We start from the raw sequence: 18,598 nt of genomic DNA, 5'->3' as shown, positions 1-18,598 counted from the left end.
GATGAGCAAGCGAGCTGCCGATATCAATTCCAAGAAGCGCGCTACGACCGCTTTGCCGGATTCTCCGCCGACGCTGGAAATGGTGGCGAAGGAGGCCGGCGTGTCGATCGCGACCGTGTCGCGCATCATCAATGGCACGGCGAAGGTGAGCGCCGATCGCAAGGACGCGGTCGAAGCGGCCATCGCGAAGCTGAACTTCCGGCCGAACGCCGCTGCGCGCGGACTGGCGCTGGGCAAGTCCAACACCATCGGTGTGATCACGCAGGCCATCGACAGCCCGTTCTACGCCGAAGGCTTGCGAGGCATCGAGGATTATCTGCAGCAGCGCGGTTACACGGCGCTGTTCATGAGCGGCAATTGGAATGAAGCGGACGAAGAGCGCTGCATGTCCGAGCTGCTGTCCCGTCGCGTCGACGGGATCATCATTTTCTCGGGCCGCTTGCAGGATCGTCAGCTGGCGACTTACGCGAAGCAGGTGCCGTTGGTGGTCAGCGGTCGCAGTCTGAAGGCCACGAACATTTTCAGCTTGCCGGTGGACGACGAGCAGGGCGCGCTGCTGGCGACCCGGCATCTGATCGAGCTCGGCCACAAGCGCATCGCGTTCATCGCCGGCATTCTCGATCACCCGGACGCGTCGCTGCGTTTCAAAGGTTACCGACGCGCGCTGGCCGATGCCGGCATTCCGCACGATCCAAAGCTGGTCGTGCCCGGCGACTTCCATGAAGAAGGCGGTGTCGAAGCGACGATGCGGTTGCTGAAGTCTGGAAACAAGTTCACCGCATTGTTCTGCGTGAACGATCAGACCGCCTACGGCGCGTGCCTCGCTTTGTATCGCAGCGGCTTGAATTGTCCGCGCGACGTGTCCGTCGTCGGCTTCGACGACCTGCATTCCTCCTCCTATCGCGTGCCGCCGCTCACCTCGGTGCGTCAGTCGATCCGCGTGCTGGGCGAAAGCTCAGGCGCGGCCATGCTCCAGATGCTGCAAGGTGAGCGGCCGGACATTTCGTTGCCGCAGGTCGAGCTCATCGTGCGCGAAAGCACGGCGGCGCCCAAGAAAGAATGATTGGCAGTTGACCCGATGACCCAGCAAATACCGTTAGCCGAGCTGCGTCGGCGCTTTCCCAGCAAGTTTGTCTGGGGTGTGGCCACCAGCGCGTTTCAGATCGAGGGCGCGGCGCACGCCGACGGCAAGGGGCCGTCGATTTGGGATGAGTTCTGTCGCGTGCCTGGCGCAATCGCGGACGGCGGCACCGGCGACGTGGCCTGCGATCATTATCATCGGCTCGAAGCCGACCTGGATCTGATCGCCGACCTGGGCGTGACAGCGTATCGCTTTTCCGTTTCCTGGCCGCGAGTGCAGCCCTCCGGCTCGGGGCTCTACAACGATCGCGGCATGGCCTTCTACGAGCGCCTGGTCGACGGCTTGCTGGAAAGGAATATTCAACCCTACGCGACGCTGTATCACTGGGACCTGCCGGCGGAGCTGCAACGGCTCAGCGGCGGCTGGCTGGCTCGAGATACGGCATATCGGTTTGCCGAGTACGCCGAGGTCGTGTCGCGTCGCTTGGGCGATCGCGTCGTTTCTATCGCGACTCACAATGAGCCGTGGGTGTCGGCGGTGCTGGGGTATGAGCGTGGCGTGTTCGCGCCGGGCGTGAAGGATCGTCGCGTCGCTTATCAGGCCAGCCATCACTTGTTACTGAGTCATGGACTGGCGATGCAGGCGATTCGCGCCGCCGCGATCAAGGCGGAAGTGGGCATCGTGCTGAACATGTCGCCGGTGCGGCCGGCCACCGATTCTGAGCTCGATGCGCACCATGCGCGGCTCGAAGATGGGCGACTGGTTCGCTGGTACACCGACGCCTTGTTCAAAGCGCAGTATCCAGCCGACATCATTGAGCATCTCGGTGCCGACGCGCCCGCGGTTCAGGCTGGCGATGCGGCGTTGATCGCTCAGCCATGCGACTTCGTGGGCATCAACTACTACCACCCGACGGTGTCGAGCAGTTCCAACCCGGCATCGCCGGCGTCGACCGGCGCTGCTGTCACCGATATGGGATGGGAAGTGGCGCCCAGCGCGCTCTCCGGCCTGTTGCTCCGATTGAAGCGCGACTACCAGCTCCCGCCGATCTACATCACCGAGAACGGCGCGGCGTATCGCGATCAGTTGGTGAATGGCCAAGTCGATGACGAGCAGCGGCGGCAGTATATCGAGTCGCATCTGGTCGCCGTGGCCGAGGCGATCGATCGCGGCGTCGATGTGCGGGGCTATTTCGTCTGGAGCTTGATGGACAACTTCGAGTGGGCCGAAGGCTATCGGAAGCGATTCGGCATCGTGCACGTCGACTACGCGACGTTGCGGCGGACTTTGAAGCGGAGCGCGCTGTGGTACCGCTCGTTATTGAGCGCGGTCGCGTAGTGTTCGATGATCGGCATGCGCCGAATGTCTGACGTTTAGCAGACGCTGACGGGCAGGATCAGTTGGGTGCCTTCGGGCTGCGAGGCGCGGCGGCGGGCCCGGCCCTTGTTGCTCCGGCCACGAGGCGCAGCATTCATGGCCGACAGGGTCTCACGAGCCGCTTCCGTTGCATCCGTTGCGGACGCATAGCCCAGCATCCGAGTGAACAGGTCAACCATCGGCGTGTGCTGATAGCTGTGTAACTCGTAGCTGAAACCGTCCTGGTCGTAAAAAATCCGGGCGTATCCATGCTCGGTATGGAGTAGATCGACCAGCGTGCGCATCGCCTTCGCCAGCAGGGTGAAACGAGACTCGACCGACGCATCGAGGGATGTCATGGGCCGGCAGTATAAGAAGAACAGGTTTCCGGAAAGAGGCGACCAGTCCGCAGCCCCGGCATTTTAGGGGAACGCCTTATTCATTTTTCTCCGGGCCGGTCGGCGTTGACTTGGCCATGGACCGGTCCTCGCGGCACAGTCGGGCACCCTGCTCGTCAGTTAATTATCAGGCGGGCGTACGCATACTCCGACGCATTTCTCACGCGGAGGATACGATGCGTTTACGTTCCCTGGTCCTCGCCGGGGCTGTTGCCTTCGGCGCAACGGCTGCGGCCCAGGCCGGCGATGCCGGCTTGCTCTACAAGCTCGAAGCGACGGCCACTCTGCCCAGCACCGACAGCGGCTGGGACTACATCAAGATGCAGCCCGGCACCAGCCGACTGTTCCTGGCGCGCGATGTCGACGGATTGACCGTGTTCGATGTGGACCAGAACAAGGCGCTCTCCACGGTTGAGAACTCCAAAGGCGCGAATGGCCCGTTGCTGCTGCCCCAGTACAACCGCGGCTACATCGCGAACACCGATGGCTCGTTGTTGAGCATCGATCTGCAGACGCTGAAGCCCATCGAACGCCTGGCGCTCGATAAAGACGGCGGCCTCAACAGCGGCGTGCACGATCCGGCCACCAAGCAGGTTCACTTCATCACCGGCACCCGTAAGGAGCAGTCGACCTGGTACACGCTGGATGCGGCGACCGGCAAGCTGCTCAAGACCACCAGCTTCCCGTTCCGGAAGATGGACGATCCGGCCGTCGACGGCGCCGGCAACATCTACGCCCCGGCACGCAAAGACAATCTGATTCTCAAGCTCGACTCCAAGACGCTGAAGGAAAGTGCGCGCTGGCAGGCGCCGTGCAACGTGTCCAAGACCCGCTGGCAGGCGAGCACCAAGCGCATCATCGCGGCGTGCGTCGGCGAGAATCCGCAGTTCTTCGTCGTCGACCCGTCGAACGGCAAGGTGACGGCGACGCTGCCGATCGGCAAGAGCATCGACGGCATCGGCATCGACGAGAAGCGCAAGCGCATCGTGACCTCCAGCAACGATGGCTTCATCACGGTGATTCAGCAGAAGGGTGCGGATCAGTATGAACTGCTTGGCCGCGTGACGACTCGTCCCGAGGCTCGCATGAGTTACATGGATGAGCGCAACGGCAACCTGTACTTCGTTACCGCCGATTCCACCACCACGCCGGACGCGAACGGTAAGGAAAAGCAGGTTTATCACCCAAACAGTTTCGTGGTGCTGACCTACAAGGCGCTCTGAGACAACCGCTCTCCCTTTGGCCCTCCCTCGCAGTAGCGCGGGAGGGCTTTTTTTCGTCTCGAACGGGCCTTGAAGCCACGCTTCAGATGTATTGATGGTCCCGCGGCGTTGAAACGACTTAGTATCCCGATACCGTCGCCGTGGGGTTCCAATATTCCTATGAAAAATTCCCGTTGCCTTGCCGGCATCGTCGCCCTGTTGTTGTCGAGCGTTGCCGCGGCCTCTGCGCCTATCGCCCCCACGCCGAATCTCCCGGCGACCTATAAGTTCAAGCCGAATGCGGAAGCCGACGCGGCGTTCGCCAAGTTCGATAGCACGACTTCTCCTGGCTGCGCCGCCGCGGTCGCCAAAGATGGCAAGTTGATTTACTCCCGCGGCTACGGCATGGCGAATCTCGATCACAACGTGCCGATCACGACGCAGACGCCATTCCACGTCGCGTCGGTCTCGAAGCAATTTACGGCGGCGTCGATCATCCTGCTCGCGCAGGACGGCAAGCTGTCGCTGGACGACGATGTTCGCAAGTATCTGCCGGAGGTGCCGGACTTCGGCACGACCATCACGTTGCGGCAGATGATCCATCACACCAGCGGGCTGCGCGATCAATGGGATCTGCTGGAGCTGGCGGGCTGGCGTTATTCCAAAGATCGGATCAGCGACGACGACGCGCTGCGCCTGGTGGCGCGCCAGCGCAAGCTCAACTTCGAGCCGGGCTCGCAGTTTCTATATTCCAACATGGGCTATACGTTGCTCGCGCTGGTCGTGAAGAAGGTCAGCGGCCAGTCGCTGCGCGAATTCACGACGGCGCGGATCTTCCAGCCGCTCGGCATGAACAACTCGCACTTCCGCGATGACCATGCGGAGATCATCACCGGCTTTGCCAATGGTTACGACCGGGCCGGCGATTCCTTCAAGACCAACGTCACCAACTTCGACACGACCGGTGCCACGAGTCTCATCACCACGCCTGAAGATCTGCTGCGGTGGGATGAGAACTTCTACACCGGCAAGGTCGGCGGCAAGGCGTTCGTCGATCAAATGCTGGAGCGTGGCAAGTTGAACAGCGGTGAGACCATCACCTATGCATCCGCGATCGGGCACGGCGAATATCGAGGGCTGGCGACGGTGAGTCACGGCGGCTCGGACGCGGGCTATCGCTCGACCGTGCGACGTTATCCTCAGCAGCACGTCGGCATCGCCATCACTTGTAATATCGCCGAAGCGCGTCCGGACGAGTTGGCGAATCAGTTGTCCGATGTGTTTCTCGCCGCCGAGCTGAAGCCGAAAGACAAAGAGCCCAAGGAATTCAAACCTAACGTGAAGTCGGTGCGTGCCAAGGCGGGCCTGTATTTGAATCGCGTCACCGGTCGTGTGATGCGGTTGGTCGAGAAGGATGGCAAGTTACAACGGGTCGCCGACGACGGCACGACGCAGCCGATGTTCGCGGTGAGCGAGAATCGCTTCAGCGCTGGGCCGTCCTCGACGTTTGCTTTCGAGTTCAGCGGCACGGGCGATCAGCGCATCATCACCAGCAAGTCGGGCGATGAGAAGCCCGGCGTGTTCCAGCTCGTACCGGCATTCACGCCGTCGACGGCCGAGTTGAATGACTACACCGGCTTGTTCGCGAGCGAAGAGCTCGATGCGCGCTATCGAATTCAGCTGACGGACGGCAAGCTGCACGTCGCGACCCTGACGCGCAACCCGATGCCGTTGCTGCCCGTGACCAAGGACGTGTTCACCAACGACGACCTCGGCAGCGTGATGTTCGTGCGCGATGCCGGCGGACGCATCAGTGGCTTCGCCGTGACCACCAGCCGCGCCCGGAATAACGAGTTCGCGAAGCTCCAGTAGTCGGGAATTCGCCATGCTCCGGCCGCGCCGGGCCGGGGCCTGGACGCATAAGTTATGCGGCGCCTTGCTGGCAGTATAAGACCCTCAGCCCACGGGTTTCCGTGGGTGTCAGCAGGGTTCCTCAGCAATGGTTTTGAGTCGCAAGATTACGCGCCTCGGCGTGCTCATCGGCGCATTGTGTATGCACGCCTGGGCCGGCGCGGCGACCGATGAATATTCGGTCATTTCCGCCAAAGAGAAAGTCGGCTCGCTGATCGCGAACGTCGACAGCACCAAAGTCGAGATCACTTATGAAGTCAGCAACAACGGTCGCGGCCCGAAGGTGCGCGAGCAGCTGACGTTGAACGACGCTGGCATTCCGACGCAGTGGACCATCAAAGGTAAATCGCTGTTCGGCGGCGCCGTCGACGAGCAATTCACCTGGCAACGCGGCTCGGCTCAATGGCGCGCTCAAGATGGTAAGGGCAGTGCGCGCATGTCGCAGCCGAAGCTCTACATCACCAACGACGGCAGCCCGTGGAGCTACGGGCTCTACGCCCGGATGTTGCTGAAGGCGAAGGATCGGACGCTCGACGTGGCGCCGTCCGGTTCGCTGCGGCTGGAAGAGTTGCAGAAGACTCATGTGGGCGATGTGCCGGTCACCGCCTACGCAATCACGGGCGCGAATCTCTCTCCGGAAATTCTGCTGCTCGCCGCGGATGGCAGCTTGTTTGCAAAGCTGGATTCGCGCGAAGTGCTGGTGCGCAAGGGCTTTGAGTCGAAGGTCGAGCAGTTGCAGACGCTCGAGCGAAACCTGCGCGTCACTCGGCTGAAGGAAATGCAGCAGCGGCTCGCGCATCGCTTCGATACGCCGATTCGTATCCGCAACGTGCGCGTCTATGACCCGCAAACTGAGAAGCTGAGCGATGTCGTTTCCGTTGTGGTGTATCGCAATCGGATCTCGAGCGTTTCGGTCGAGCCTGCTGGATTCAAACCGCCTGCCGATGAAGTGGTGATCGACGGCAACGGCGGCACGCTGCTCGCCGGCTTGCACGACATGCATTCTCACAACTCGGACGAGTCGGGATTGTTTTATCTCGCGGCCGGCGTGACGACGGTCCGCGATCTCGGCAACGACAACGCGTTGTTGCTCGATCTGACTCAGCGCATCGACCAGGGCGAGCTGCCCGGGCCGCGCATCGTGCGCGCAGGCTTGATTGAAGGCCGCAGCTCGTACTCGGCTCGCATTGGCCGCATTCCGGAGACGCTGCCCGAAGCGATCGACATCGTGCGCTGGTATTCCGATCACGGTTACCGGCAGATGAAGATCTATAACTCCTTCAATCCCGATTGGGTCGCGCCCGTCGCAACGGAAGCGCATCGGTTGGGCATGCGCGTGAGCGGTCATGTGCCGGCGTTCATGTCGCCGGATCGTGCGATTCGCGATGGCTACGATGAGATCAATCACATCAACCAGCTGGTGCTCGGTTGGCTGATCGGACCGCAGGAAGACACGCGCACGACGCTTCGATTGACGGCGATGGGCGAGCGCGCGGCGACCTTGGATCTGAACAGCGAGAAAGTGCGTAACACGATTGCGCTGATGAAAGAGCACAAGACCGCGCTCGACACGACGATGGTCATTCTCGAGCGCCTGCTGGCGAGCCGCGCTGGCAAGGTGCAGGCGGGCGATGCGCCGTATCTGGATCACATGCCCATCGGCTATCAGCGTTATCGCAAGCGCTCGTTCGTCGACTTCAAGAACCATGAAGAGGACGAGGCTTATCTGATTTCGGTGGAGAAGCAGCTGGAGCTGATGAAGAAGCTGTACTCGGAAGGCATTCAGATGCTGCCGGGCACCGACGACACTACCGGCTTCACTGTGCATCGTGAGCTGGAGCTGTATCAGAAGGCCGGCATTCCGGCGGCTCGCGTGCTGCGTATGGCCACTTATGATTGCGAGAAATATCTCGGCTTCGAACAGAGCCTGGGCAGCATCGCGGCGGGCAAGCTGGCTGACTTCATTCTTCTGCCTGGCGATCCGACCAAAGACGTGTCCGCCGTGCGCCAGATCCGTCTGGTCATGAAGGATGGCCTGTTATATTTCCCGAGCGAGATCTATGAAGCGCTGGGCATCAAGCCGTTCGCCGAAGCGGCGGTGCTGAGCGGCCCGACCAGCTAAGGCTTATAACGACCACCGGTCGAACGAGCATTCTCAGGCCTCCATCGGAACTACAGATTTGCAGTCACAACTGAAGCAGGGCGTCGACCTTGCGGCCGTCGTCGCCTTGGGATTAGGCACGGCAGTCGGTGTGGCGATCTTTTCCGTGATCGCCCCGGCGACGGCTCTGGCCGGGCCGGGCATGCTGCTGTCCGTGTTGATCGCGGCCGTGCCCATGTTCGTGATCGCTGTGAACTATGCGTTCATGGGGTCGGCCCTGCCGACGTCCGGCGCTTCTTATGAATGGCCCCGGCGTTTCATCCATCCGGCGGTGGGCTTCATCGTCGTGTGGCTGAGAATCGTCGGCAACAGCAGCGCCATGATCGTGCTGGCGTTGGTGCTGGTGCGTTACGTGTCCATGCTGACACCGATTCCGACGAAGCCCACGATGTTTGTGATGTTCGCGCTGGTGTTGCTGACCAATCTGTTCGGTGTCGGCATCGCGGCTCGCGTGCAGAAGACGTTGATGGCTGGGCTGGTCGTAATGTTCTTGATCTTCGCTGCGTGGGGTGCGCCGGCGGTTGAGGCGGTCAATTTCTCGATGCCGTCGGGGATGAATTGGGCGGGTGTGCTGGCGGCCGTGCCGTTGTTGGTGAGCTTGTTCTTCGGCATCGAGGCGGCGACGGAAGTCGGCGATGAAGTGAGGAACGGACGGCGGATGATTCCGCTGGGAATCGCACTGTCTATTACGTCGGCGGTGGTGCTCTATTTGCTCGTGGCGGTTGTTGCGATCGGCGTGCTTGGCGGCGATGCGTTGGCCGACAGCGAGGCGCCGATTCTCGATGCGGCCAAGCAGTTCATGGGGCCGTTGGCGACGCCGGTCATTGTGCTGGCGGCTGTGCTGGCGATCGGCAAGTCGTTGAATGCGATTTTCATCGTGTTCAGTCGCAGCTTGTTTGCCATGGGCCGCGCCGGCGTGCTGCCTGAGGCGTTCGCTCGAGTTCATCCGAAGTGGGGCACGCCGCACGTTGCGTGTATCGCGACGTTCGGGCTCTGCGTTGCTTGCCTGTTGTTGCCGATGAGCCTGACCTTTCTGTTTCTCTCGGTGAGCATTCCCACGCTGCTCAAGTATGTGACTACGAGTTTGTGTGCGGCGAAGGTGGTGAAGTCGCACCCGGACCTGTACGAGAGCGCGCGTTTTAAATTCAGCCCCCGGTTGATGCACTTCTGGGGCTACTTCGGCGCCGCCTGCGCACTGTTCGTTATCACCCTTGGGTTGGGTGCCGACACGCGACCTTATCTCGCGTTGCTCGTTTGGGCCGTCATCGGCTCCGTGTACTACGTGATCTGGACGCGGCTGAAGAAGAAAGCGATTTAGCAAGAATTCCCAACCCGCCGTCACTACACTCACCCCCGAAGTCGATCCGAAGGGGCGAGATCCATGAAAGTGGTAATCACAGGCGGCACAGGATTCCTCGGCCAGCGTTTGGCCGCGCGCATTCTTGAGCAGGGATGGGTATTCGCTCCCTCCGGCGAGAGGAAGGACATCAGCGAGCTGGTGCTGTTCGACAGTCGTATCCCTCCCGACCTGGTCGTCACCGACAAGCGCATCCAACTGGTCGAGGGCGACATCGCGAATCCCTCCATCGCAGCGCGCCTGATCGATCGTCCCGACATCGCCGTCTTTCATCTCGCATCGGTAGTCAGCGCGGGCGCGGAGCAGGACTTCCAGCTGGCGATGCGTGTCAATCTGGACGGACACAGACATGTGCTGGACGCAATGGCTGCACTCGGCTCCCGGCCGAGATATGTATTCACAAGCTCACTGGCTGTCTACGGCGGCGACCCGGCGCCGCGTGAGGTGGACGACCCGACGCGGCACGTTCCGCAGACGACGTATGGAATGACCAAGGCCATCGGGGAGCTGTTGATCAACGACTACACGCGAAAGGGATTCATTGATGGACGCAGTGCGCGCCTGGGCATGGTGATCGTGCGACCCGGCGCACCAAATCGCGCGGCTTCGGGGTTCGCGAGTGGCGTGTTGCGTGAGCCGCTGAACGGTGAGGATTACGTGTGCCCGGTTCCTTTCACAACAAAGGTAGCCGTGACCGGCTACCGCACCGTCATCGAAGGATTGATTGCGCTGCATGCCGTCGACGGCAGCACGCTGGGTGCGGATCGTGCGATCAATCTGCGTACGCGCACAGTATCCGTCGCTGACATGATCGAAAGCCTGCGCCGAGTTGCGAGCAACCGTAAGCTCGGCGCGATCAGCGAGCAGCCGGATCCGTTCGTGATGAAGGTAATATCGGCGTGGCCCGAGCAGATGCTGGCCACGCGAGCGGCGGCGCTTGGGTTCCCGCTGGATGAGAGTGTCGACAGCATCATTCGCGAATACATCAACGACTATCTCAAGTGAGACACGACGCATGAGCCAGAGAAAGATTGCGGTAGTCACCGGCGCCGGCAGTGGCATTGGGCGCAACGCGGCGCTGGCGCTGGCCAAGAAGGAGTTTGTGGTCGTGCTTGCCGGCCGCAACGAGCAAACATTGAAAGAAACGGCCGCGCTGGCCGGCGGTGCGCAGACGCTCGCGATAGCGACAAATGTGACGCAACCCGACTCGGTGGCGCAGCTGTTCGAGAAGATCAAGACGGCGTTCGGGCGCGTCGATGTAGTGTTCAACAATGCGGGCACGAGCGCGCCGCCCGTGCCGTTCGAAGAGCTCACGGCTGAGCAATGGAATGCGGTGGTCGCGGTGAATTTGACGGGCGCATTCTTGGTTGCTCAGGCTGCTTACCGAGTGATGAAAGATCAGTCGCCGCAAGGCGGTCGCATCATCAACAATGGCTCCATCTCCGCGCACGTGCCGAGACCGAACTCGGCGCCTTACACCGCGACCAAGCACGCCATCACGGGGCTGACCAAGTCGCTGTCGCTGGACGGTCGCAAGTACAACATTGCGTGCGGGCAGATCGACATCGGTAACGCGGCGACAACGATGGTGAGTAAGATTTCCACCGGCGCCGTTCAGGCCAACGGTTCGTTGCTGGCCGAGCCGACCATGCCGGTCGATCATGTGGGTGAAGCCATCGCCTACATGGCCGGTCTGCCGCTCGAGACCAACGTCCAGTTCATGACCGTGATGGCGACCGCCATGCCATACATCGGCCGCGGCTGAGTCCGTACGGGAGCGTGCGGCTCGACGCCGGGCGGGCGAGGTTGTATTTTGCTTCGCCGTGTATTCCTCTCCGCGAGGCGTCGCACCGTGATGGGCCGAGTCAGATACGTTGCCGTGATCGTCGCACTGCTGACGATGGCGGCATGCAATAGCAACGAGCCGCAACCTCCCGCGTCGAGTAGCGACGAAGTGACGTACGAATTGGCAGGAACGCGCTGGGCGTTGATGCAGCTCGGCGATAAGCCGGTGACGATCAGCGAAGGTGGCCGTGAGGCATACATCGCGCTCAACGCCGCCGATGGCAGCGTCGTCGGGCATGCTGGCTGCAATCGGATCTCGACGAAATATAAACAAACCGGCGCGCAGCTCAGCTTTGGCGAGGTGGTCGCGACGCGCATGTTCTGCCCGGACATGCCGACCGAGACCGCGCTGCTGGAAGCGGTGAAGGCGACGGCGGGCTGGCGTATCAAGGGCTCGCAGCTGGAACTGCTGAACGCTCAGCAGATGCCAATCGCGCGATTCGAGGCCAGGAATCTCTAAGCAGCCCGTCGGCATCGAGCTCGAACTGCTTGCCGTCGCGATCCAGCACCCGCACGCGGATGTTGTCGCTCCGTGCGCCGCATACCGCTACCTGCGGGCGCCCGGGCGCTGGAGTCAGCTCCATGTTGCTGCTGATGGCAGCGCGCAGTATGTTGCGCTCATGACCGCCAAGGACGTGATTCAGGCGCTGCAGCTCGCTCCTCATCCCGAGGGCGGGTGGTATCGCGAAATTTATCGTTCCGCGGATCGAGTTCAGCGCGGCGCCGAGGTGCGTAGCGCGACCACCGCGATCTATTACCTGCTCGAACACCAGCAGCTGAGTCGTTGGCACGTCGTCGACGCCGACGAGATCTGGCATTTCTACGGGGGCGCGCCGCTCGAGTTGCTGGCCTACGATCCGAATTCCCGGCAACTGCAACGCCATCTCCTGGCTCCCGAGCGACCGGTGGGAGTAATTCCTTCTGGCGTGTGGCAAGCGGCGCGCAGCCAGGGCGAGTATTCGTTGGTCGGCTGCACAGTCAGCCCGGGCTTCGAGTTCTCGGGATTCAAATTCACCACCGACTTGCCCGACCATCAGGCTCACTTCGTCGGCAAACTGTCGCAATACGCGGCGTTGCTATAGCCCGCCGCCCGGCCGGAGAGATATGACCCAATCGATGTCGCTCCACCGCCTGCTCAAATCATCGCTGCGATGCCTGACTCTGTTGGGCCTTGCCATCAGCTGGGCCACCCACGCTAACCCGCTGTGGATTCGCGCCGGCAAAGTGATCGATGTGGAGCGCGGTCGCGTGCTCAGCGATCAAATGATCCGCATCGACGGCGAGCGCATCGTCTCGGTCGGCGACTACAAGGCCGATGCGAATGCCGGCGGCCAATGGCTGGATTGGTCGCGTTACACCGTGCTGCCCGGTTTGATGGACATGCACACTCACCTCGCGGACTTCATCACGTCCGCCGAGGTCGCGGCTCCTCTGTATACATCAGCGGCCGACGCCGCGCTTCAAGGCGTCGACAATGCACGTCGAACGCTGCGAGCGGGATTCACGACGGTGCGCGATGTGGGCTGTTATCGCGCCTTCACCGATGTGGCGCTTCGCAATGCCATCAATCGCGGCATCATCGACGGGCCGCGGATGTTTGTGGTGGGTGCATACATTACTGTCAGCGGCGGCGGTGGCGAGGTGACCGGTTTCGCGCCTGATGTCGTGGTGCCAGTGGAAATGCGCCGGGGCGTCGCGAACTCGGAGCTTGAAATCCGGCAGCGCGTGCGCGAGCTGATCAGCGGTGGCGCGACGTTCATCAAGGTCATCGCGACCGGCGCGGTGTTGACGGCCGGCACAACGCCCGGCGCAGCCGAGTATTCTGAATCTGAAATCCACGCGGCCGTGGATGAAGCCGCCCAATATGGAATCTTTGTCGCCGCTCATGCGCACGGGGCCGAAGGAATCAAACGAGCGGTGCGCGCGGGCGTGCGCTCCATCGAGCATGCGTCGTATCTCGACGACGAAGGCATCGCGCTCATGAAGAAGCAGGGCACCTGGCTGGTGGCCGACATCTATAACGGCGACTACATCGCCGAGACCGGCCGGCGCGATCACTGGAGCGAAGAGATCCTGCGCAAGAACGACGAGACCACGCAGACTCAACGCGACGGCTTTGCGAAAGCGGTCAAGGCGGGCGTGCGAATCGCGTTCGGCACGGACAGCGGCGTCTATCCTCACGGCGACAATGCCCGTCAGTTTGCATACATGGTGCGTTATGGACTGACGCCGATGCAGGCGATCCGCGCCGCGACGTTGAACTCGGCTCAACTGCTGGCCCAAGAAAAAGACCTGGGCTCCATCGCGACAGGCAAGTTCGCCGATCTGATTGCAGTGGAAGGCGACCCACTGGCGGATATAGACAAGCTTCGTCAGATCCGCGGCGTCGTCAAAGCCGGCCGTCAGATCCGATTGGACTGAGCCATGAGCACCCCACCGCCACGCCGTCAGATGGGTTTCTGGATGTGCCTGGCGCTGGTGATCGGCAACGTCGTCGGCTCGGGGGTTTATTTATTGCCGGCGTCGCTGGCGCCGTACGGACTCAATAGCATCTTCGGCTGGCTGATCACTTCCGCCGGCGCGGTCGCCTTGGCGGCGGTGTTCGCCCGGTTGGCGAAGCTGTTTCCAAAGGCCGGCGGACCCTATGTGTATGCGCGGGTAGCCTTCGGCGACCGGATCGGATTTCTCACCGCCTGGGGCTATTGGATCGGCGCCTGGGTCGGCAATGCCGCCATCGCCATCGCGACGGTCGCGTATCTCGCCGAGTTGATTCCCTGGATCAAGCACACGACCGGCGGGCCTGCGATCGCATCGTGCGTGATCATCTGGGTGCTGACCTATGTGAACTGGCGGGGTGCCCGCGAGGCAGGCAGCGTGCAGATCGTCACGACGGTGCTGAAGTTGTTGCCGCTCGTCGCCATCGTCGCGCTGGGCGTCTGGTTGCTGATGAAGGGCGACGCTTCCGTCATCAAAGCTGAACCCACCACCTACTCCTGGCCTGCGATCAACGCGGCCGCCATCCTGACGCTATGGGCGTTTCTCGGGCTGGAGTCGGCCACGGTGCCCTCGAGCAATGTAGAAAATCCAGAACGAAACATCCCGTTGGCGACCTTCTGGGGCACGCTCGGCACCGCGGTTATCTACATTCTTACGTGCTCCATCGTCGTGCTGTTGCTGCCGGGCTCGCAACTCGCGGATTCGAGTGCGCCGCTCGCCGAGGTCATTCGAATGTTCTGGGGCGATGGCGTCGCGAGCACGCTGGCCTTGTTTGCTTTCATCAGTGGCTTCGGCGCGCTCAATGGCTGGATCTTGTTACAAGGGGAAATGCCACGCGTGCTGGCCAACGAAGGCGTATTTCCGCGAGTGTTCGCTCGCGAATCGAAACACGGGACGCCGGGCGCGTCGTTGGTGATCACGAGCCTGCTGCTCACCACGCTGGTGCTGATGAATTACAGCCGCTCGATGGTGCAGGTGTTCACCTTCATCATCCTGATCGCGACCTCGACGTATCTGGTCATGTATCTGTGCTGTGCCGTGGCCGCGCTCAAGCTTTGCTGGGACGGGTTGCTGGGCGCGGCCGGGCGGCGGCTGTCGCCGTTCTTGCTAATCGCGATGCTGGCGTCCGTGTATTCGCTGTGGACGCTGTTCGGCGCCGGCGCCGAAGAGTTCTGGTGGAGCATGGCGCTGTTCGCGGCCGGATTGCCGGTCTACTGGTTAATGCAGCGGCCCGGAACCGAGGCGCGACCCAGTACCCCGAGTTATTGACTGACAAATTCACTCGCCAGCCGGCCGGCAGGCGATGCATACTGGCGCCGAATGCAACCGGTTACACTCCGGAAACTAGCCATAGATTCGACCGCTAAGAGGGCGGCGTGAGAGGGGGTTGGATGAACGAGAACACCTACGACGCCATTGTCGTCGGCACCGGCATCAGTGGCGGCTGGGCGGCCAAGGAGCTGACCGAAAAGGGTTTGAAGACGCTGGTGCTGGATCGCGGGCGCATGGTCCGGCACGTCCAGGACTATCCCACGGCCACCACCGATATCTGGGACTTCCCATATGCCGGGCGCGCGACCGCCGAGGAGTTGAGGCGCCATGAAACCGCGGCCCGCACTGGCTACGCGGTCACGCAGGCGTCCAAGCACTGGTGGGTGGACGACAACGACTTCCCGTACACCGAGAAGCAGCGCTTCGACTGGATCCGCGGCTATCACGTCGGCGGCCGCTCCATCATGTGGGGCCGGCAGAGCTATCGCTGGAGCCCGATGGACTTCGAGGCCAACGCCAAGGACGGAATCGCGGTGGACTGGCCGATCCGTTACGACGACCTCGCGCCCTGGTACGACCACGTCGAACAGTTCATCGGCGTCAGCGGCCAGAACGAAGGTTTCGCGCAGCTACCCGACGGCAAGTTCCTGCCGCCGATGGAAATGAACTGCGTCGAGAAACACTTCAAGCAGGCGGTGGCCGAGAAGCTGGGCCGCCAGCTGACGATCGGCCGCGTCGCGCATCTGACGGCGCCGCTGGCGCACAGCCCGCAACGGGGCACCTGCCAATATCGAAACATGTGTATTCGGGGCTGCCCGTTCGGTGCGTACTTCAGCAGCCAATCGAGCACGCTGCCGGCCGCCGAGAAGACCGGCAACATGACGCTGCGGCCGAATTCCATCGTTTACGAAATCATTTACGACGAGAAGAAGGAGCGCGCCACCGGCGTGCGCGTGCTCGACGCGGAGACGCGGCAGCAGACCGAGTTCTTCGCCAAAGTGATTTTCCTGTGCGCGTCGACCTTCGGCTCGACGTACATCATGATGAACTCGATCTCCAAGCGCTTCCCGAACGGCTTCGGCAACGACAGCGGCGAGCTCGGCTGTAACATCATGGATCATCAGCTCGAGATCGGCGCCCGCGCGATGGTCGACGGCTTCGATGACAAGTACTACACGGGTCGCCGGCCGAACGGCATTTACATTCCGAGATATCGGAACGTCGGCAAGGACAAGCGCGATTACCTGCGCGGCTTCGGCTATCAAGGCGGCGCGTCGCGCGGCGGCTGGACCGGGCTGATGCTCGATACCAAGCTCGGCGAGAAGCTGAAGGAAAGTGCGGCCGAGCCCGGTCCCTGGTACATGGGGCTCGGCGGTTTCGGCGAGATCCTGCCGTATCACGAGAATCGCGTGACCATGGATCATTCCAAGAAGGACAAGTACGGCATGCCGGTGCTCTCGTTCGACGCCGTGTTGAGGCAGAACGAGCTGGCGATGCGTAAAGATATGGCGAACGACGCGGCCGAAATGCTCGAGGCCGCGGGCTATCGCAATGTGCGTTCTTATGACCGCGAGATGGGCATCGGTCTGGGCATTCACGAGATGGGCACGGCGCGCATGGGCCGCGATCCCAAGACTTCCGTACTCAATGCTCACAACCAGGTGCACGCTTGTAAGAACGTCTATGTCACGGACGGCTCGTGCATGACGTCCGCGGCGTGCCAGAACCCGTCGCTGACCTACATGGCTTTGACCGCGCGTGCCTGCAATCACGCGGTCGAAGAACTGAAGCGCATGAACGTCTGAGGTGCCGCTCATGAGTCTCGACCATATGAATATGAATCGTCGTCAGGTGTTGCAGCGGGTCGCCTACTTGATGGGCGGCGCGGTCTCGGCGCCTGCGATTCTCGGCATGCTCAATGGCTGCGCGCCGAAGAAGGAAGAGTCGCTCTGGCAGCCGGTGTTCTTCAGCAAGGAACAAGGCGCGATCGTGGCTGAGGTCGCGGAGATCATCATCCCGCGCACCAATACCCCTGGCTCGAAGGATGTGGGTGTGCCTGGCTTCATCGACACCATGCTCAAGGATGTCTACGAGCAGGCGGATCGCGATCGTTATCTGGCCGGCTTGAAGGAATTCGACGATGCGGCCCGCAAGGCGCATAACAAGCCGTTCGTCGAGCTGAGCAAGGCTCAGCAGACCGAACAGGTGCAGAAGTTCAATGACGATGCCATCGCGACCGAGCTTGCCTACGATCCTCGGCCGAAAGATTTGAAGCGGCCCTTCATTCTCATGACGCGGGAGCTGACGTTGTTGGGCTTCTTCTGTTCGAAGGTCGGCGCCACGGAAGTTCTGCAATACGTCGCCGTGCCGGGCGGTTTCCAAGCTTGCGTGCCCGTCGCGCAAGCCGGCAACGGCAAGGCGTGGGCGCAGGAAGCGATGGGGCGGCTCTAACCCCGCTCAGGCGCCCTTAGCCGGAGCGAAAAATAGACGATCAGCGACGCAGTAGCCGGCGGCGTAAAAAGCCGCTGGCGCTGGTCGATTCGAACGTCAGCAACAAGCCCAGCGCGACCAGCAGCGGCAGAATCTCAAACACCGCGCGATACGCGAGCACGGCGCCCAGCAGTTTTGCCGGCGGGACCTGGGGCAACATCAATAACAATGCCGCTTCCAATACGCCCAGTCCGGCCGGCACATTGCTGAGCTGTCCGGCGACGAAGGCAATGCAGTAGATCGCGATGAACGCGGGCCAGCTCATGTTCAGCTCGTCGGGCATGAACAGATACAGAATGCCCGTCATCAACGAGATCTGCACCAGCCCGACGATCAGCTGCACCGACGTGTCACGAAACGTCGGCACCGGCAATGTTTGCCCGCCTATCGTCAGCGGCGTCTTGCGACGGATGACGAAGGTCAGCCAGCCGATGTCTTTCGCGAGACCGATCGCGCCTAGTAACAGCACGGTGCTCGTCGAGATCCGCAACGCCTGCGCGGCGGTGTCGGCGTTGAGTAGCAGTGACAAGTCGATCAGCCAGCCGACACTGAAGAAATAAGGCATGGCCGCGATGATGACGACGGCGGCGACTTCTCGCGCCGATAGGCCGACCGTCGCATACATTCGATAACGCAGCGCGCCGCCACTCACCAGGGCGAGACCGATCGCGCGCCCGATCGGGTTGGAAATGATGGCGGTCCGGAATGCGACGCCGGCTATCTTTCGACCGCTCGCCATGCGCACGGCGATGCCTTCGTAGAGTCCCACCAATGCGTACACGCCGGCACTGAATAGCAGGCCGAGCAGCATGGTGCCGAGCGGCTGCGCCAGCACCTGCTGCTTCACGTCGTGGAAGTCGATGCTTTCGAGCCGGTCGACCAGGACCCAGGCGGCCAGGGCCAGCATCGGGATCCAGAGGAATGGGGCCCACTTCTTCATTTCGCGGTCGATCATCTCAAATTGGGCGCTTCGCGCGGCGGGGGGTGGCCGGATGCAATTCGTTCAGGGTGACGCGCGTTCCGCGCTGG

At 62.0% G+C, this 18,598-nt stretch carries 16 protein-coding genes; 14 read left to right on the top strand and 2 right to left on the bottom strand.

What is annotated here, in order from left to right:
* The first annotated feature begins 1 nt into the window (after position 1).
* A complete protein-coding gene (locus ACFPN2_RS11740) occupies positions 2-1,063 on the top strand; it encodes a LacI family DNA-binding transcriptional regulator (RefSeq protein WP_380596790.1) in 1,062 nt (353 codons plus the stop codon).
* Between the two features lie 15 nt (positions 1,064-1,078).
* On the top strand, positions 1,079-2,419 hold the full coding sequence (locus tag ACFPN2_RS11735; protein WP_380596789.1) for a GH1 family beta-glucosidase: 1,341 nt from the start codon (positions 1,079-1,081) through the stop codon (positions 2,417-2,419).
* 35 nt (positions 2,420-2,454) lie between these two features.
* On the opposite strand, the gene ACFPN2_RS11730 is transcribed toward ACFPN2_RS11735, so the two are convergent.
* Positions 2,455-2,796: a hypothetical protein gene (locus ACFPN2_RS11730; RefSeq protein ID WP_380596788.1), complete on the bottom strand. Its 342-nt coding sequence runs from the start codon at positions 2,794-2,796 to the stop codon at positions 2,455-2,457.
* A gap of 215 nt (positions 2,797-3,011) precedes the next feature.
* Here ACFPN2_RS11730 and ACFPN2_RS11725 point away from each other — a divergent pair, with 215 nt between their 5' ends.
* The 12 genes from ACFPN2_RS11725 (at position 3,012) to ACFPN2_RS11670 (ending at position 17,530) form a co-directional block, all read left to right on the top strand.
* Positions 3,012-4,058, top strand: a complete 1,047-nt coding sequence (locus ACFPN2_RS11725) for a YncE family protein (protein WP_380596787.1) — start codon at positions 3,012-3,014, stop codon at positions 4,056-4,058.
* A 159-nt stretch (positions 4,059-4,217) separates the two neighbouring features.
* A complete protein-coding gene (locus ACFPN2_RS11720; protein WP_380596786.1) occupies positions 4,218-5,909 on the top strand; it encodes a serine hydrolase domain-containing protein in 1,692 nt (563 codons plus the stop codon).
* 133 nt (positions 5,910-6,042) lie between these two features.
* Positions 6,043-8,070, top strand: coding sequence for an amidohydrolase family protein (locus tag ACFPN2_RS11715; protein WP_380596785.1), 2,028 nt, complete (start codon positions 6,043-6,045; stop codon positions 8,068-8,070).
* Between the two features lie 58 nt (positions 8,071-8,128).
* Complete coding sequence (locus ACFPN2_RS11710) at positions 8,129-9,427, top strand: APC family permease (RefSeq protein WP_380596784.1); 1,299 nt, start codon at positions 8,129-8,131, stop codon at positions 9,425-9,427.
* A gap of 63 nt (positions 9,428-9,490) precedes the next feature.
* Positions 9,491-10,471, top strand: a complete 981-nt coding sequence (gene denD, locus ACFPN2_RS11705; RefSeq protein WP_380596783.1) for a D-erythronate dehydrogenase — start codon at positions 9,491-9,493, stop codon at positions 10,469-10,471.
* 10 nt (positions 10,472-10,481) lie between these two features.
* Positions 10,482-11,231, top strand: coding sequence for an SDR family oxidoreductase (locus ACFPN2_RS11700; protein ID WP_380596782.1), 750 nt, complete (start codon positions 10,482-10,484; stop codon positions 11,229-11,231).
* A 90-nt stretch (positions 11,232-11,321) separates the two neighbouring features.
* Positions 11,322-11,771 (top strand): META domain-containing protein, encoded by a 450-nt coding sequence (locus tag ACFPN2_RS11695; RefSeq protein WP_380600110.1) that lies wholly within the window; start codon positions 11,322-11,324, stop codon positions 11,769-11,771.
* Positions 11,772-11,931: 160 nt separating this feature from the next.
* On the top strand, positions 11,932-12,393 hold the full coding sequence (locus ACFPN2_RS11690) for a cupin domain-containing protein (protein ID WP_380596781.1): 462 nt from the start codon (positions 11,932-11,934) through the stop codon (positions 12,391-12,393).
* A gap of 22 nt (positions 12,394-12,415) precedes the next feature.
* Positions 12,416-13,732, top strand: coding sequence for a Xaa-Pro dipeptidase (locus tag ACFPN2_RS11685; RefSeq protein ID WP_380596780.1), 1,317 nt, complete (start codon positions 12,416-12,418; stop codon positions 13,730-13,732).
* Between the two features lie 3 nt (positions 13,733-13,735).
* On the top strand, positions 13,736-15,076 hold the full coding sequence (locus tag ACFPN2_RS11680; protein ID WP_380596779.1) for an amino acid permease: 1,341 nt from the start codon (positions 13,736-13,738) through the stop codon (positions 15,074-15,076).
* A 122-nt stretch (positions 15,077-15,198) separates the two neighbouring features.
* Complete coding sequence (locus tag ACFPN2_RS11675) at positions 15,199-16,884, top strand: GMC oxidoreductase (RefSeq protein ID WP_380596778.1); 1,686 nt, start codon at positions 15,199-15,201, stop codon at positions 16,882-16,884.
* A 10-nt stretch (positions 16,885-16,894) separates the two neighbouring features.
* Positions 16,895-17,530: a gluconate 2-dehydrogenase subunit 3 family protein gene (locus tag ACFPN2_RS11670; protein WP_380596777.1), complete on the top strand. Its 636-nt coding sequence runs from the start codon at positions 16,895-16,897 to the stop codon at positions 17,528-17,530.
* Positions 17,531-17,570: 40 nt separating this feature from the next.
* Here the strand turns inward: ACFPN2_RS11670 and ACFPN2_RS11665 are convergent, their stop codons facing one another.
* Positions 17,571-18,509 (bottom strand): lysylphosphatidylglycerol synthase transmembrane domain-containing protein, encoded by a 939-nt coding sequence (locus ACFPN2_RS11665; RefSeq protein WP_380596776.1) that lies wholly within the window; start codon positions 18,507-18,509, stop codon positions 17,571-17,573.
* Between the last annotated feature and the right edge of the window lie 89 nt (positions 18,510-18,598).

It is taken from the genome of Steroidobacter flavus (assembly GCF_042651805.1).
GTDB lineage: Bacteria > Pseudomonadota > Gammaproteobacteria > Steroidobacterales > Steroidobacteraceae > Steroidobacter > Steroidobacter flavus.
This window is presented reverse-complemented; position numbering and strand designations above follow the sequence as displayed.